Annotated in this window: 16 protein-coding genes and 1 pseudogene; 11 read left to right on the top strand and 6 right to left on the bottom strand. The window is 62.2% G+C overall.

The annotated features are described in order from the left end of the window. Window position 1 precedes the first annotated feature (1 nt). The 10 genes from RBA41_RS28985 to RBA41_RS28940 all read left to right on the top strand — a co-directional run bounded on the left by RBA41_RS28985 (window position 2) and on the right by RBA41_RS28940 (window position 9122). Window positions 2-1654 (top strand): GspE/PulE family protein, encoded by a 1653-nt coding sequence (locus RBA41_RS28985; protein WP_374709616.1) that lies wholly within the window; start codon window positions 2-4, stop codon window positions 1652-1654. Next, window positions 1635-2291, top strand: a complete 657-nt coding sequence (locus RBA41_RS28980; protein ID WP_306627839.1) for a hypothetical protein — start codon at window positions 1635-1637, stop codon at window positions 2289-2291. The genes RBA41_RS28985 and RBA41_RS28980 overlap by 20 nt, the downstream gene beginning before the upstream one ends. Then, complete coding sequence (locus tag RBA41_RS28975; protein ID WP_306627838.1) at window positions 2288-2857, top strand: PilN family protein; 570 nt, start codon at window positions 2288-2290, stop codon at window positions 2855-2857. Before RBA41_RS28980 ends, RBA41_RS28975 begins: the two co-directional genes overlap by 4 nt. After that, window positions 2854-3399 (top strand): GspMb/PilO family protein, encoded by a 546-nt coding sequence (locus RBA41_RS28970; RefSeq protein ID WP_306627837.1) that lies wholly within the window; start codon window positions 2854-2856, stop codon window positions 3397-3399. The genes RBA41_RS28975 and RBA41_RS28970 overlap by 4 nt, the downstream gene beginning before the upstream one ends. After that, the gene (locus tag RBA41_RS28965; protein WP_306627836.1) at window positions 3396-3881 is read left to right on the top strand and encodes a hypothetical protein; all 486 of its coding nucleotides are present in this window, start codon (window positions 3396-3398) and stop codon (window positions 3879-3881) included. Before RBA41_RS28970 ends, RBA41_RS28965 begins: the two co-directional genes overlap by 4 nt. Next, window positions 3878-5752 carry a secretin GspD/PilQ domain-containing protein gene (locus RBA41_RS28960; RefSeq protein ID WP_306627835.1) on the top strand — a complete coding sequence of 625 codons (1875 nt, stop codon included), beginning with the start codon at window positions 3878-3880 and terminating at the stop codon, window positions 5750-5752. Before RBA41_RS28965 ends, RBA41_RS28960 begins: the two co-directional genes overlap by 4 nt. A gap of 1 nt (window position 5753) precedes the next feature. Next, window positions 5754-6224: a type II secretion system protein gene (locus RBA41_RS28955; protein WP_306627894.1), complete on the top strand. Its 471-nt coding sequence runs from the start codon at window positions 5754-5756 to the stop codon at window positions 6222-6224. Continuing rightward, window positions 6199-6582, top strand: a complete 384-nt coding sequence (locus tag RBA41_RS28950) for a prepilin-type N-terminal cleavage/methylation domain-containing protein (protein WP_306627834.1) — start codon at window positions 6199-6201, stop codon at window positions 6580-6582. Before RBA41_RS28955 ends, RBA41_RS28950 begins: the two co-directional genes overlap by 26 nt. 607 nt (window positions 6583-7189) lie before the next feature. Then, window positions 7190-8245 carry a pectate lyase family protein gene (locus RBA41_RS28945; RefSeq protein ID WP_306627833.1) on the top strand — a complete coding sequence of 352 codons (1056 nt, stop codon included), beginning with the start codon at window positions 7190-7192 and terminating at the stop codon, window positions 8243-8245. Between the two features lie 64 nt (window positions 8246-8309). Then, window positions 8310-9122 (top strand): pectate lyase, encoded by an 813-nt coding sequence (locus RBA41_RS28940; protein ID WP_306627832.1) that lies wholly within the window; start codon window positions 8310-8312, stop codon window positions 9120-9122. Window positions 9123-9212: 90 nt separating this feature from the next. Here the strand turns inward: RBA41_RS28940 and RBA41_RS28935 are convergent, their stop codons facing one another. The 4 genes and pseudogenes from RBA41_RS28935 to RBA41_RS33520 form a co-directional block, all read right to left on the bottom strand. After that, the gene (locus RBA41_RS28935; RefSeq protein WP_306627831.1) at window positions 9213-9728 is read right to left on the bottom strand and encodes a type II secretion system protein; all 516 of its coding nucleotides are present in this window, start codon (window positions 9726-9728) and stop codon (window positions 9213-9215) included. Then, a complete protein-coding gene (locus RBA41_RS28930) occupies window positions 9721-10419 on the bottom strand; it encodes a FadR/GntR family transcriptional regulator (RefSeq protein ID WP_306627830.1) in 699 nt (232 codons plus the stop codon). Before RBA41_RS28930 ends, RBA41_RS28935 begins: the two co-directional genes overlap by 8 nt. 239 nt (window positions 10420-10658) lie before the next feature. After that, window positions 10659-10988 carry a hypothetical protein gene (locus tag RBA41_RS28925; protein ID WP_306627829.1) on the bottom strand — a complete coding sequence of 110 codons (330 nt, stop codon included), beginning with the start codon at window positions 10986-10988 and terminating at the stop codon, window positions 10659-10661. A 154-nt stretch (window positions 10989-11142) separates the two neighbouring features. Continuing rightward, window positions 11143-11239: pseudogene (locus tag RBA41_RS33520) on the bottom strand (IS5-like element ISDge16 family transposase); the annotation flags it as partial. A gap of 266 nt (window positions 11240-11505) precedes the next feature. Between RBA41_RS33520 and RBA41_RS28915 the strand changes: the two are divergent. Next, window positions 11506-12645, top strand: a complete 1140-nt coding sequence (locus RBA41_RS28915) for a polyamine ABC transporter substrate-binding protein (RefSeq protein WP_306627828.1) — start codon at window positions 11506-11508, stop codon at window positions 12643-12645. A gap of 333 nt (window positions 12646-12978) precedes the next feature. On the opposite strand, the gene RBA41_RS28910 is transcribed toward RBA41_RS28915, so the two are convergent. Both RBA41_RS28910 and RBA41_RS28905 read right to left on the bottom strand, forming a co-directional pair. Beyond that, window positions 12979-13404 (bottom strand): hypothetical protein, encoded by a 426-nt coding sequence (locus RBA41_RS28910; protein WP_306627827.1) that lies wholly within the window; start codon window positions 13402-13404, stop codon window positions 12979-12981. Between the two features lie 150 nt (window positions 13405-13554). Then, window positions 13555-14082, bottom strand: coding sequence for a PEP-CTERM sorting domain-containing protein (locus RBA41_RS28905; RefSeq protein WP_306627826.1), 528 nt, complete (start codon window positions 14080-14082; stop codon window positions 13555-13557). Between the last annotated feature and the right edge of the window lie 421 nt (window positions 14083-14503).

The raw sequence follows: 14503 nt of genomic DNA, 5'->3' as shown, positions 1-14503 counted from the left end.
CATGATGGAGTCCCTGCGCACGGCGCAGCACAACGCGCGCCAGTCGGGCCGCGCCTTTTTCGCCGAACTCGAAGCGCTCACCCGGTCCGAACCGCGCCTGCTGCTGGCGCAGGCGGCCGATGTGTTTCGCCTGCCCGCCATCGACATGGCAGGCATGCTGGCCTGCACGCCGGCCTTCGACCGCTTGCCGCTGGCGCGCGCGCAGCAGCGCCAGTGCGTGCTGCTGCGCGACGCCCACGGTCTTTGCGCGGTGCTGTGCGACCCGTATGCGCAGGATCTGCAAGTGTGGGCCGAAACGCTGGCCAGCGCGCCGGTGCGCTGGCGCCTGGCGCTGCCGGCCGACCTGCATGCCTATCTGTCCAAGCAGGAGGAATCGGTGCGCTCGATCGACTCGCTGGTCACCGGCGAGGCGGGCGAGGGCGATTCCGCGCGCCTGATGGAGAGCCTGAGCTACGCCTCGCTCGGCGACGCCGGCAGCCCCGCCGTCAAGCTGGTCAACTCCACCCTGTACGATGCGCTCAAATCCGGCGTCTCGGACATCCACTTCGAGAGCACGCCCGGCGGCATGCTCACCAAATACCGCATCGACGGCGTGCTCGATCAGGCCGCGCAGGTGGCCGGCAGCGCGCTCGCGGAGCAGGCCATCTCGCGCATCAAGGTGCTGGCCGAACTCGATATAGCCGAACGCCGCGTGCCGCAGGACGGCAGCTTCCGGGTCGAGGCGCAGGGGCGCGAGATCGACCTGCGCGTCTCGATCATGCCGAGCGTGCATGGCGAGGACGCCGTCATCCGCATTCTCGACAAGCAGTCGATGATCAGCGCGCACGGCACGCTGACGCTCGATTCGTCCGGCTTCGCAGCCGACCACCTGGCCACCATGCGGCGCCTGGTGTCGGAACCGTACGGCATGGTGCTGGTAACTGGACCGACCGGCTCGGGCAAGACCACGACACTGTACGGCGCGATCACCGAAATCAACAGCGGCCACGAAAAAATCATCACCATCGAAGACCCGGTCGAGTACCAGCTGCCCGGCATCTTGCAGATTCCCGTCAACGACAAGAAGGGCCTGTCGTTCGCGCGCGGGCTGCGCTCGATCCTGCGGCACGACCCGGACATCATCATGGTCGGCGAGATCCGCGACAAGGAAACCGGGGAAATCGCGGTGCAGTCGGCCCTCACCGGCCACCTGGTGCTCTCCACCGTCCACGCCAACAACGTGTTCGACGTGTTCGGCCGCTTTGCGCACATGGGGATCGACCCGTACTCGTTCGTGTCGGCCCTCAATGGCGTGATCGCGCAGCGCCTGGTGCGCCTGTCGTGCCGCCAGTGCAGCGCGCCGTACACGCCGGACGCCGAGGAACTGCTGCGCAGCGGCCTGACCCGCGCGGCTGTCTCGCACTACAACTTCCGGCGCGGCGCTGGCTGCGGCGAGTGCCGCGGCACCGGCTACAAGGGACGGCGCGCCGTGGCTGAAATTCTGATTCTCGACGATGCGCTGGCCGAACTGGTGATCGAACGGCGGCCGCTGCGCCAGATCAAGGAACTGGCCCGCGCCGGCGGCATGCGCAGCCTGTTCGACGATGCGCTGGCGCTGGTGGCCAGCGGCGAAACCACATTGGAAGAGGTGAAACGTGTCACGCTGGCAGGTTGAAAACATCGGCGTCGACATCGGCGCCCACGCCATCGCGCTGCGGCGCGGCGCGCAACGCACCACGCTCAAGGCGCTTGGCGGCGACTGGGCCGCGATGAAAGCCGAACTGGCGCAACTGCTGCCGGCGCGCGCGCGCCTGTCGGTGCGCGTGGCCGATTGCTGGAGTCGCACCTTTTTGCTGGAACCGCCGGCCGGCATTTCCGGCCTGCGCGATTGCCGCCTGCTGCTCGCCGCCCGCTTCGAGACCCTGTACGGCAAGGCGCCGGCGGACTGGCTCCTGCAGGCCGACTGGCAGGCCGACGCGCCGATGCTGGCCTGTGCGATTCCGCGCGGCCTGCGCCAGGCGCTGGCCGGCTTTTCGCTGGCGCGCGTGCTGCCGGCGCTGTTGCAGGACTGGAACCGCCACTGCGCAGCGCTGCCCGCCGACGGCGTGTGGTGCGCCGCGGCCGACGGCGTGGTCAATCTGCTGCTCTGGCACAAGGCGCGGCTGCAACTGGTGCGCCAGCAGCCGGGCCAGGACGTCGACGGTTTGCTGGCGCTGGAACTGGCGCGCCTCGGCCTCGTTTTGCCCGCTGCGCGCTTCTGGTCCGGTCCCGCCATGCCGGCCGGCTGGACGCAGCTGGAGGCGGCCGCGTGAAGCTGATGATGATCGATTTTGCCGACCAGCGCAGCGTGTGGCGCTGGGACTGGCGCATGCGCGGCACCCAGCTGGGCATCGCCTTTACGCTGCTGGCGGGCGTCCCTGGTTTTCTGACCGTCGAACGCGTGCTGCAGGTGCGGCGCGACCTGGAGCAGGCGAGGGTGGCGCAGGCCGCGCGCGTGGACGCCAGCGAGCAGCGCGCGCGATCCGAGCGCAGCCGCCTGCAGCCGATGGCCGAAGAAGCGCAGCTGCTGCGCCAGTCCATGCTGCAGCGCGCGCAGCCCTGGGAAGAGATCTTCCGCGCGTTCGAACGCGTGCCGCAGGCGCGCCTGCAATCGTTCGAGCCGGATCTGGCGCGCGGTGTCGTGAAGGTCCAGGCCAACATGGCCGACGTCGCGGGGCTTCAGGAATACCTGCGCTCGCTCCATGGCAGCCCGGTCTTTGCGCGTCTGAGCCTGATGCGCCACGAAGCAGCGGCCGAAGGCGGCATCAACTTCCACTACGAAGCGCAGCTGGCGGCGCCGTACCGCCTGCCCGATGCGGAACCGCGGAGCGCGCCATGATGCAATTGAACGCGATGCGCTGGCGCCTTGAGGTACTGGCGGTGCGCCACGGCCTGTGGATGCTGCCCGGCGCAGTCTTGCTGCTGGGCGCACTGCTGGCGTGGGGCTGGTGGCTGCCGTCGCAGGAAGCGGCCTTGCGCGAGGCCCTGTCGATGCAGGCGAACGAACAACCGAGCACGCGCACCCAGGCGGCCCAGGCCAGCGCACCACATGGCGCGCCGCACAGTGCACTGCCACCGGCGGCGCGTGCCGATGCAGCGGTGCAGCGCCTGTTCGCCCTGGCCGCCGAACACGGACTGACGATCGCGCAGGCCGACTACCGGCGCCAGGAAACGGGGCGCGTCGGCCGCTGGCAGGTACAGATGCCGGCCACCGGCACCTATCCGCAGGTGCGCCGTTTCCTGCGCGCGGCCCAGGCCATTCCCGGCCTGTCGCTCGACGAACTAGGCATCCACCGCGCCCCCGTCGGCGCCGGTATCGAGGCGCGCCTGCTCTTTTCGGTCTGGTTTACGGTGCAAGCACCGGCGGAAAGGGCGTCGTGATGTCGACCCGCCTCAAGATCATGCTGGCGGTGATGCTGGGCGTCGGCTTGCTGATGCTGTTCGACAGCCCGCCCGAACCCGAGGTGGTGGGCGTGAGCGAACGTCCGCGCCGATTGCAAACGGCGCTGGCCGCGCTGGCGCCGGTGCGCGCGCCGCCCGTCATCGCCGATGCGGCCGATCCTGTGCCCGACCTGTTTGCCGGCGGCCCCTCGGAGCCGGCGGCACAGGGCACGGAGAGCGCGGCGGCGGATGCCACGGACGCCAGCGAGAAGCCGGTGGCGCCGTTCGTGCTGCTGGGTTTCAAGCTGGAAGACGGCGTGCGCGAAGCCTACTTGCTGCGCAACGACGCCGTGCTGCTGGCGCGCGCCGGCACCGTGCTCGAAAAACGTTATCGCGTGCTGGCCTTGCGCCAGGAATCGGTGAACATTCAGGATCAACAAACCGGCAAGGAACACCGGATCAGTTTCGGGACAGAAGAATGAGAAAAATCGCACGCAATGTGGCATTGGTATGCAGCCTGGCCGGCCTGGCTGCGTGCGCGGCCGGACCGCAGCCCATGCCGCCGGAAGTGCGCGCCTTGCTCGATGCCGGCAAGCTGGAAGAGGGCATGTCGCGGCTGGAGCAGGTGCTGGCCGCCGCACCGGGCCATATCGAGGCGCGAGTCCTGTTGGCCAATACCCGCATCCAGCTGGCCAACCAGGTGCTGGCGCAGGCGGCGCAGGATGTGGCACGCGGATCGTGGGATGCGGCGCAGGACGGATACCGCCGCGCCGCCGTCCTGGGCGCGGTGGACCAGTCCATGATCGGCATGCGCAGCCTGGCCGCGGCGCAAGCGCAGGCGCAGGCGCTCGCCGGCGCGGAGCAGCTGCTTGCCGCCGGCATGCGCGAGGAAGCGGGAGAGGCCTTGCGTGCGCTGCTGGGAAAATACCCCAGGAACCAGCGCGCGGCAAAACTGCTGCAAGCCCTGCGCGAGCGCGCGGAACGCGCGCCGCCCAGCACGGCGCTGGGCAAGGCGTTCCAGAAGCGACTGAGCCTGCGCTTTCACGACGCGCCGTTGCGCGCGGTGCTCGAATCGATGTCGCGCACTTCGGGTATCAGCTTCACGCTCGACAAGGACGTGCCGGCCGACCTGCGCGTCACGCTCAATCTGCGCGACACGACCATCGAACAGGCGCTGCGCAATCTCTTGATGAGCGTGCAGATGGAACAGCGCATCGTCGACGAGCACACCGTGCTGCTGTACCCGAACGACTCGGCCAAGCAGCGCGAGTACCAGAAGCTGACGATCCGCAGCTTCCGCATCGCCAACGCCGAAGCCAAAACGGTGGCCAACAGCTTGCGCACCTTGCTCAAGACGCGCGACCTGGTGGTGGATGAAAAACTCAACATGCTGGTGCTGCGCGATACGCCCGAGACCATCCTGATGGCGGCCAAGCTGGTGGCGCTGCACGACGTGGCCGAACCGGAGGTGATGCTGGAGGTCGAGATTCTGGAAGTACAGCGCAGCGACCTCGAGTCGCTGGGCGTGAAGTGGCCGGGCAACGTGAGCCTGACGCCGCTCGGCGCATCGACCGTGATGTACGACGGGAGCGTCACCACCAGCCCGTTCACCCTCAGCGACCTGAAAAGCCTGAACTCGCGCGGCCTGCTGGCCAGCGTCGATCCGATGCGGCTGTCGGCATCGGTGAACCGCGATAACGTCAGCGTGCTGGCCAATCCGCGCATCCGCATCAAGAGCCGTGAAAAGGCGCTGATCCGGGTCGGCGAGCGGGTGCCGAGCGTGTCGGCCAACGTCACTTCGACCGGCGTGACCTCGCAGTCGGTCAATTACCTCGACGTCGGCCTCAAGCTCGAAGCCGAGCCGATTGTGTATATGGACGATGAAGTGTCGATCAAACTCAGTCTGGAAGTGAGCAGCATCCTGGGCACGATCTTCGACAGTAACGACCAGCCTTACGGCTACCGCATCGGCGCGCGCAATGCCAGCACGGTGCTGCGCCTGCGCGATGGCGAAAACCAGGTGCTGGCGGGCCTGATCAGCGATAACGACAAACGTTCGTCGAGCGCCATTCCGGGCCTGGGCGAGCTGCCGATGCTCGACCGCCTGTTCGGCAGCAAGGGCAGGGAGCGCACCAAGACAGAGATCGTCCTGTCGATCACGCCGCGCGTGCTGCGCAACCAGGCGCGTGGCGCCGGCGGCGAGGTGGAGTTCGATGCGGGTACGGATGGCAGCCTGCGCGGGCAGGGCGGCCACGCGGGCCAGCCCGGCCAGCCGGTGCCGCAGGAGCCGGCGCCGCCATTGCCTGCGCCAGCGCCGACCAGCCCGCTGCTGCCTGAACGGAGTGGTGGCTGACATGCGCATGCGCGGCTTTACGCTCATCGAACTGATGGTGACGCTGGCGATCGTGGCGCTGTTGTCCACCATTGCCTTGCCATTGGCGCAGGTGGCAGTGCAGCGCCAGAAAGAGCAGGAGCTGCGCCTGGCCTTGCGCGACATCCGCACCGCGCTCGACGAATACAAGCGCGCGGCCGGCGAGGGCCGCATCGCCAGCCTGCTCGATGGCAGCGGCTATCCGTCCAACCTGCAGGCGCTGGTGGACGGCGTGCCTGACCAGCGCAGCGCCAAGGCGCGCAAGGTGTTCTTTCTGCGCGCGCTGCCGCGCGATCCGTTCCATGACGATCCGTCCGTGCCGGCGGAACAGACGTGGCGCCTGCGCTCTTACCAGAGCGACCCGGCCGACCCCAAGCCGGGCGAGGATGTCTACGATGTGCACTCCAATTCTGAACAGGTGGGCCTGAATGGCATTGCGTACAGGCGCTGGTAAGCGCGGCTTCACGCTGATCGAACTACTGGTGGTGCTGGCGATCCTGGCGCTGCTGCTGACGATCGCCGCGCCGCGTTTTTTCCGCAGCATCGACCAGTCGAAAGAGACGGTCCTCAAGGAGAACCTGCACATCACGCGCGGGGTGATCGACAAGTTCTATGGCGATAACGGACGCTATCCGCAGACGCTCGGGGAGCTGGTGGAGCGCAAATACCTGCGCACCCTGCCACTCGATCCCCTGACCGAAAGTACCTCGACCTGGATTCTTGTCGCGCCCGACAGCGGCGCCGGCGTCTACAACCTCTACAGTGGTGCCCCCGGCAACACTCGCGACGGCATGCCTTTCAGCCGTCTCTGAATCACCCCTTCATTATTCGATTTTTTTGGTCAGGCCAAAAATAGCCAGAACGACTCATTATCAACATTATATCGCCATGTGGACTGACCAATAAGCGCAATGGATCGACCGGTAGCGCAGGTTGGTCATACCAGATGTTGTTTTTTGAGCTTGTATTTTACATTTTTAATAAGCATCAGGTCTTATCGATCTTGAAATGCAGGCAGATTTGCCCACTTTGCATCGCGAACATCATCTTGGCGACGTTGATACGTGTTTAGCACATATAAACAGACGTTACCCAAAAAATAAAGTCATTCGCTGTGACAATCTCACATCCGTGCATTCGCTAACCGGCACCCGTCGCGACAATTGGTATCTTAATAATGCTTTTAATCATTTAACACGATATTGACACGTCATCATAAAAACGAGCATCCTCGCAGCAGACCTGGCGAACGTTGATTTATTTGCATGACGGCCGACCCGCAGTACGCATTTACCCATGCTTTCAGTGGATGCAATACGGCAACAATGCGGCGCTCCGTTCGGTCTACATCGCTGCCAGCGGAAATCATCCCGGCCGGTCCGGCGTTTTAAAAAATACCAATACTTACGGAGTAAGCGCATGAACGTATCGACATTGAAACTGACCCTGGCAGCCGCCGCTGTGCTGGCCGCGACCCAGGCGGTTGCCGGACCGGTGGGCTACGGCGCCGCCACCACGGGCGGCGGCAGCAAGGCTGCCGTGAACGTATCTTCGCTGGCCGAGATGGCCGCGAAGATCAGGGCGTATTCGGGCAGCGGCGGCCTGGTACTGAACTACACCGGCAAGTTCGACTTCGCCAGCGTCAAGGATGTCTGCGCGCAGTGGAAGAAACCGGCGCAAACGCTGGAAATCAAGGGCAAGAACGACATCACGATCCGCGGCGCGGCCGATTCGTCCGCCAACTTCGGCATCCGTATCGTCGGCGATTCGAGTAACGTGATCGTGCAGAACATGACCATCGGCCTGCTGCAGGGCGGCGAAGATGCCGACTCGATCTCGATCGAAGGCACGTCGAGCGGCAAGCCAAGCAAGATCTGGGTCGACCACAACACCATCTTCGCTTCGATCAAATCGTGCCCGGGTGCCGGCGATGCGTCGTTCGACGGCGGCATCGACATGAAGAAGGGCGCCAACCACATCACGGTGTCGTACAACTACGTGTACAACTACCAGAAGGTGGCGCTCAATGGTTTCAGCGAAAAGGATACGCTCAACGCCGGCTCGCTGACCACCTACCACAACAACCGCTTCGAGAACGTCAAGTCGCGCCTGCCGCTGCTGCGCTACGGTAAAGCCCACATCTTCAACAACTACTTCGGCAACGTCGACACCTCGGGCATCAACGTGCGCATGGGCGCGATGGCGCTGGTCGAGTCGAACTACTTCGAGAACGTCAGGAACCCGGTCACCTCGCGCGACAGCGCCAAACTCGGTTACTGGGACCTGCGCAACAACTTCGTTGGCAGCGGCATTACCTGGGGCGCGCCGGAAGACGGCATTTACGCCAACGCCACCGACTGGAAAACCACCAAGGCCTACGGCCCTACCGGCTACGCCTACACCGCCAGCGCGGCTGCGGGCGTGAAAGCGAAAGCCATCGCCACCGCCGGTGCGCGCACCAACCTGGCGCAGTAATTTCGCCCTGTTCGGGCCATCCCCTGGCGGGGGTGCTTACTTCATTCATCCATCAGGAGTCAGCATGAAACGATTCAACGCCCTTCTTTTCGCAGTCGTCGGACTGTTCGTCGCCACCAGCGCATCGGCCGCCCCCGGCAAGCGCGCCATCCCGTCGTGCACCAAAGTGCTGGTCACGCAAACGACCGACGTACCGGCCAACACCGTGTTCGATGGCCTGGTCAAATACGGCAAGATGGTTTGCCTGGTCGGTAATACCAAGAAGATGGATGGCAGCCAGTCGGAAAGCCAGATTCCCCACTTTACCCTCGGCGTTGGCGCCACCCTCAAGAACGTGGTGCTGGGCGACTCTGCCAAGGGCGCCGGCCGCAACCTGACCGCCGGCGGCGCCGATGGCGTTCATTGCGCGGGCAACTGCAAGATCGAGAACGTGTACTGGGGCGATGTGGGCGAGGATGCAGCCACGATCAAAGGCGCCGGCACCATGACCGTCACCGGCGGTGCGGCTTACAAGGCAGCCGACAAGATGTTCCAGAATAATGGCGCAAACAGCAAGATCGTCATCACCAACTTCTACGCGGAAGAAGGCGGCAAGCTGTATCGTTCGTGCGGAAATTGTTCGAGCCAGTCGGCACGCACCGTCACCATCAACGGCGTGACGATCTATAACGTCAATGCAGGCGTGGGCGTGAACAGCAGCTTCGATGCCTCGAAACTGCCAGTGCTGGCCAAGGCCTACGATGTCGCCACCATGACCGACTTCGTGTCGAACAAGGCGTCGTCGCGTTGCGCCACTTTCGTCGGCACCTCGAAAGGCAATGAGCCAGGCAAGGACACCAACGCCGCCAACATCGCGCGTGCCTGCGTATTCAGGTAATCAATCGATCAGGTGAAGTAGCGGCCCTTGTGGCCGGTTTGGCCACGCGCAAGGGCAACCTTGTGCGTGGTTCTTTTTCGTTTGTGGATCTCAGTCTTCGGGCTTGAGCGTGTCCTTGCAGTTCCCGCCGCACGCCATCACATACGCGAACTGCCAGTCGCAGTAGCGCTTCTGGCCATCGAGGTACATCCAGTCGCCGTCGAGGAAGCTGCGCCGTATCGTCGGCGCGCACGATGCGCTGCGCACCCCCATCACGCCGCCGCCCGGCGCGCGCACCAACTGCCAGTCGGCCTTGCCGGTGATCGGATCGGGATAGATCTGGCGCAGGTAGCGCTTCATGCCCGGCTGGCGCGGGTCCTGCAGCAAGTCTTCCAGGCGCGATGGCGCATGGCTGGCGTGGCCTTCCGGGGTATTGAGTTCGTATTCGAGAAAGGCGCGGATGTACTGCTTGCCGACGAACAGAAGCTCGTTCTCGGCTTCGCGCCGGCGCGCCAGGTCGCCCACCGAGACGGTGGCTGCCGTCGCCACGCCGATCACCGCGACCATCACCATCAGCCCCACGTAGGTAAAGCCGCCGGTGCGCGGCGCCATGGCCCGCTTACGCACGGGAGAAGGTCCGGGTGACGCGTTCGAGGTGGGTGCGCATGGCGTGGCGCGCGCCAGCCACGTCGTGCGCGGCGATCGCCGCCAGGATGTTGCGGTGGTCGATCAGCGTCTGCTTGCGCAATTCCTCTGTCTGGAAGTGTTCCTTGAGCTTGTGCCAGAGCGTGCCGCGCTGGTTCCACAGGTAGTCGATCGCGCCCACCAGCGCCGTGTTGCCGGTGGCGCGTGCCAGCGCCAGGTGGAAGTTGCGGTCGGCCTGTTCGTTGCTGGCGCGGTCTTCATGGTCGCGCTCCATTTCCAGCACGGCCGTGAGGATGGCGTCGATGGCTGAATCGGTGGCCATCTTGGCGGCGATGCCTGCCACCTCGGTTTCGATCATGCGGCGCGCCGCCAGCACCTCGAACGGTCCCGGGCCGACTTCGGGCGCCTGGCTGGCGCCGCCCGCCTGCGCGCTGACATACACGCCCGAGCCGCTGCGCACCTCGACCACGCCACCCAGTTCGAGGGCGATCAGCGCTTCGCGCAATGAGGCGCGGCTCACGCCCAGGCGCGCGGAGAGATCGCGTTCGGCCGGCAGGCGCTGGCCGGGCCGCATGCCCTCGGCGGCGATCAGGGTCTGGATGCTGTCGGCCACCACCCGGTACATGCGTGGTTCCGGGGTGTTCCCGTCGGGTGCCGCAGGGGTTGTTTTCATCGTCGGAAACTGTCCGGGAAGGGGAGAAGCGGAAAGGATACCGCAAGAGGGACGATGTGAGCTAGGGTCTGTCTGGTCGCGGCTTGGGCGGCAGGTGTACTGCGAGCCGCTGCCATTGCTGTTCGGGTAAATCTGTTCGACCCACGATGTTCGGACAATTGTTCACCTGATCGCCCTTAGACTTCTACACACCTATGCAGTTCTCTCAGGCAGACCTTAGCGCCCATGCCTACGCGCCGTTATCGGCGCTTCCACATCAGATAAAGATCCCAGATTACCGCGATCGCCATCAACAGCGTAAACAGATTCGGTTGTGCGCCCGGTTTATCGACCATCATACCGAATGAACCGAGCAGCAGCAGCCAGTAGGTGATGCGATACCCGCGCGACAGCGGATACTTGAACTTCTCGCTGCATGCCGGGCAGCCGTACTGCTGAAATCCCAGAAAGGTTTTTTTTGGCGTTCCGCGAAAAGCCTCATCGCAGTGCGGACAGGTGACTGGGTGCGAGTTCGTATTCAGGAATGAGATGGGGGGACTATTGGATTTGGGTGGTTCGTAAGGATTCATCGTGTCCAGTTGGAAGTTGGCGCAACTGCGGGAAGACTCTCAGTATAAACTCGAACAATTCCCATGGGCAATAACAACCGTGGCCTTACTTATCATTGGTCAATTCCGGATCTGAATTGTAAAGTTGTGCAAGCCAGGGTCTGTTTGGTTGAATCTGGAAGCGCCATAGAAGAATAGTGGCGACAGACTGTGGCAAGGAAGTGATGACCACGTTTGTCGTAGCGAGTCGCGGCGGCGCGGAAGTCTTTGAGATCGGCATGAGCCTGCAATATCTTGAGTAAGCGATGCCAAGTGCCATCGCATGACCAGCGCACAAAGCGGTCATAGCACGTTTGCCAAGGACCATAGCGCGCCGGTGCAACTGATCGCCCGTAGACTTCTACACTACCGACGTAGTTCTGTCAGACAGACCCTGGCTCGGCATGCGCGGCGGCGCTTGCCAACGGGGCCGCAATGCCCGATCATTCTGGCAGTGCGCCCCGATATGCGGGGCTTTCATCTACTTACGGAGGCATCAATGGTGGCAGTCAATCGGCATACGCACGCACAACGTCGGCTCGGGCTCGGTCTTGCCGCCCTGGCCGCGGTGATCTGGTCGGGCTCTCCTGCCCAGGCCCAGGCGCCGGAGGAAAAGGTCCTGAACGTGTATAACTGGTCCGACTACATCGGTGACGACACGATCAAGAACTTCACCAAGGAGACCGGCATCACGGTGCGTTACGACGTCTTCGACAGTAACGAAGTGTTGAACGCCAAGCTGGTGGCCGGGAAATCGGGGTATGACATCGTGGTGCCGACGGCGCCTTGGGCACGCCAGCAGATCGACGGCAAGCTGCTGCGCAAACTCGACAAGTCCAAGCTGCCGAACCTGGTCAACCTTGACCCGGGCGTCCAGGCCAAGCTGGCCACCCTGGACCCGAACAACGAGTATCTGGTGGACTGGATGTGGGGGTACACGACGGTTGGCATCAATGTCGACAAGGTCAAGGCCGCGCTGGGAACGACGCCGATGCCGGCCAATGTGTGGGAGCTCATTTTCAATCCCGTGTACACGTCCAAGCTCAAATCGTGCGGCGTGTCCTTCCTCGATTCGCCGTCCGAGGTGTTTCCGGCGGCGCTGCATTACATGGGCAAGCCGGCGTATTCGAAGAACGCGGCCGATTATGCCGAAGCGGGCAAGGTGCTGCAGGCGGTGCGTCCGAGCGTGACCTTGTTCAGTTCTTCCGGGTATATCAACGACATGGCCAATGGCGCCATTTGCGTAGCCTTCGGCTGGGCAGGGGATATCAATATCGCGCGCCAGCGCGCCATCGATGCCAAGAAGGGCGTCAAGATTGAGGCGCTGGTACCGAAGAACGGCGCGCCGCTGGTGTTCGATACCATGGCCATTCCGGCCGATGCGCCGCATCCGAACAATGCGCATCTGTGGATTAACTATATCCTGCGTCCGGAAGTGCAGGCCGGACTGACCAACAAGGTGTTTTTCGCGAATCCGAACAAGGCAGGCATGAAGTTCGTGCGCAAGGATATTGCGGAGAACAAGAGCGTGTTTTTGTCGGACGAGGATATGAAAAAGATGGTCGCGCCGGAAGCGGTGCCGCAGGATATCCGCAGGGTGATGACCAGGACGTTCACGAAGTTCAAGACGGGGCGCTGATTCGCGTTGCCTGTCGTATCAGTCGGGCGAGGGGATGGCTTGCATGCTTTGTGCAATGCCATCTGCCGCATAGGCTTGCCGGAAATGCGGGCTGCTGAAATTGCGCGCCTTTAGATGGATCCGCATGGTGATTACCATGACGTACGCGAAGTTCAAGACGGGACGGTGATTGACCATGAGTCCATCACGGTAGCCCAACAGAATTCGTGGAAAATCAAAAAAACGTGATCAAAAATCACACTTTCCTCATGCTGGCCGGTTCACTGAATAGTTTTGCAATTGGCTCAGCCTGTCTTAGGTTCGATTATTGTTATATATTTCCCTATCAATAAATTAGCCCTGCAGCTTCCATATTGCAGTGCCTGTATTGAATAACGCTAGCTGGTCAAGCTCAATAATAAATTGCTCAGTGGGCTCTGGCATTACAAAAGCCGTGATTTTATTTGGGGCAGTTTTACCTTTTTCCGATTCATTTGAAAACTTTATGTCCAATTTTGAAAGCGCCCCAGCTTTCGCAAGGTGAAATTCCACCCCACCTCCAGCATCGGTGGGATCAAATGTTCCAAAAGAAAAATTGCACGAAGACTTATCTGTTCGCTTTTTATACTCTCGTAGGACATGAGCAAAAGTAGCGAGACGGTCATTCTCGGAATATAGCTCTACAATTATATCGCCGTCTGTAGGAATTGATAGTCGAAGTAAAACTAAGTCGTCTTGCGCACCTGAAGTCTTATGTATGGATACACTATTTTGGATCATTGCCGTTCTCCATAATTATGCTGGCTCTTTGAATCCTATACAGCCGTATTCGTACGAATTTTTGAGTTTCGTTTGCCCCCGACACCAGCTCGACCAAGCGTGATCGCCGCTAGGTTGGCAAAGCTGGCGACTAGATGGCCCGGTTGCGAGTCAACTCGCCTTGCGGCGACGCGCTACAGAGCCGATGGCGAACAGACCCGCGCCCAGCATGAGCCATGTCTGCGGTTCCGGTACGGCACTGACGCTCCATTTAACATCGGGCGTCCAGTAGCCGCTACCGTAGTACGGCTCGTTCAAACCAGAGCGGACGGAAAAGCTGTAGCGCACTCCCGTGTGCAGCATTTCATTCATAGAAAAATCGCCGCCATCGTGATACGAGTAATGGATAGAAAACTCCGGTGCCTGGCCAGGTATCCATGCAAAGCTGTCGATCATGCAGCCGCTGCACTTAACATAGTCCTTGAAACTATACTCGAGGGACACCAGCTCCGACGTGTCGAACTTTCCGTTGGCGTCCAGGTCGTTCACGATGAAGCTACCTTGGAGGGTGGCTTTTTTAGGAGCGCCGTAGTACTCCAAGAAGCCGCCGGTGAAGCTCCAATCATAGGTTTTGACAGCAGCATGGGCGGGAACGAGACAAAGCGTGGTGGCCGCTGCGCATAAGAAGTGACGAATCATTTTGGTTTTCGGTCAAAATTGTTAGAAAAATAACATCATACAAGATTTCCTACATAGTGAAGCCTCCCTTGTCAGGCGAACGCGATGGTTATGCGCAGGTAATTGTTGCGATGGTAGCAACTGATGGACTTGACGCACGCGGCTGTCGAAAAGGCAGTCAAGGTCTCCGGACGTGACGCAGACGCACGCGATGCCGCACGGTTCGATCAGCCAACATTGATAATGAGAAACGTATTCGGCGCCCGAGACATCGAGGGATATGGTGGGCGCTGCGGTTAGCCCTCAGCGAGATCTTGTGCCCTAATTTCCAAGTCATGCAAGGCGTCCATCACCGCCAAATGCAGCGCGTGAAGCCGGTTGTACACCGTCACTTCGCTAGAGCGTAATTCGGCCGCGATACGCTTCACTGTCATCGATCCCG

The organism is Massilia scottii, from assembly GCF_030846495.1.
GTDB lineage: Bacteria > Pseudomonadota > Gammaproteobacteria > Burkholderiales > Burkholderiaceae_D > Telluria_A > Telluria_A violaceinigra.
This window is presented reverse-complemented; position numbering and strand designations above follow the sequence as displayed.

Bases quoted from the DNA above. Each gene is read 5' to 3' on its own strand.
- RBA41_RS28940 (WP_306627832.1), top strand. From the start codon at position 8,310: ATGAAACGATTCAACGCCCTTCTTTTCGCAGTCGTCGGACTGTTCGTC.
- RBA41_RS28950 (WP_306627834.1), top strand. From the start codon at position 6,199: ATGGCATTGCGTACAGGCGCTGGTAAGCGCGGCTTCACGCTGATCGAA.
- RBA41_RS28970 (WP_306627837.1), top strand. From the start codon at position 2,854: ATGATGCAATTGAACGCGATGCGCTGGCGCCTTGAGGTACTGGCGGTG.
- RBA41_RS28915 (WP_306627828.1), top strand. From the start codon at position 11,506: ATGGTGGCAGTCAATCGGCATACGCACGCACAACGTCGGCTCGGGCTC.
- RBA41_RS28910 (WP_306627827.1), bottom strand. From the start codon at position 13,404: ATGATCCAAAATAGTGTATCCATACATAAGACTTCAGGTGCGCAAGAC.
- RBA41_RS28955 (WP_306627894.1), top strand. From the start codon at position 5,754: ATGCGCATGCGCGGCTTTACGCTCATCGAACTGATGGTGACGCTGGCG.
- RBA41_RS28985 (WP_374709616.1), top strand. From the start codon at position 2: ATGATGGAGTCCCTGCGCACGGCGCAGCACAACGCGCGCCAGTCGGGC.
- RBA41_RS28930 (WP_306627830.1), bottom strand. From the start codon at position 10,419: ATGAAAACAACCCCTGCGGCACCCGACGGGAACACCCCGGAACCACGC.
- RBA41_RS28945 (WP_306627833.1), top strand. From the start codon at position 7,190: ATGAACGTATCGACATTGAAACTGACCCTGGCAGCCGCCGCTGTGCTG.
- RBA41_RS28905 (WP_306627826.1), bottom strand. From the start codon at position 14,082: ATGATTCGTCACTTCTTATGCGCAGCGGCCACCACGCTTTGTCTCGTT.
- RBA41_RS28925 (WP_306627829.1), bottom strand. From the start codon at position 10,988: ATGAATCCTTACGAACCACCCAAATCCAATAGTCCCCCCATCTCATTC.
- RBA41_RS28960 (WP_306627835.1), top strand. From the start codon at position 3,878: ATGAGAAAAATCGCACGCAATGTGGCATTGGTATGCAGCCTGGCCGGC.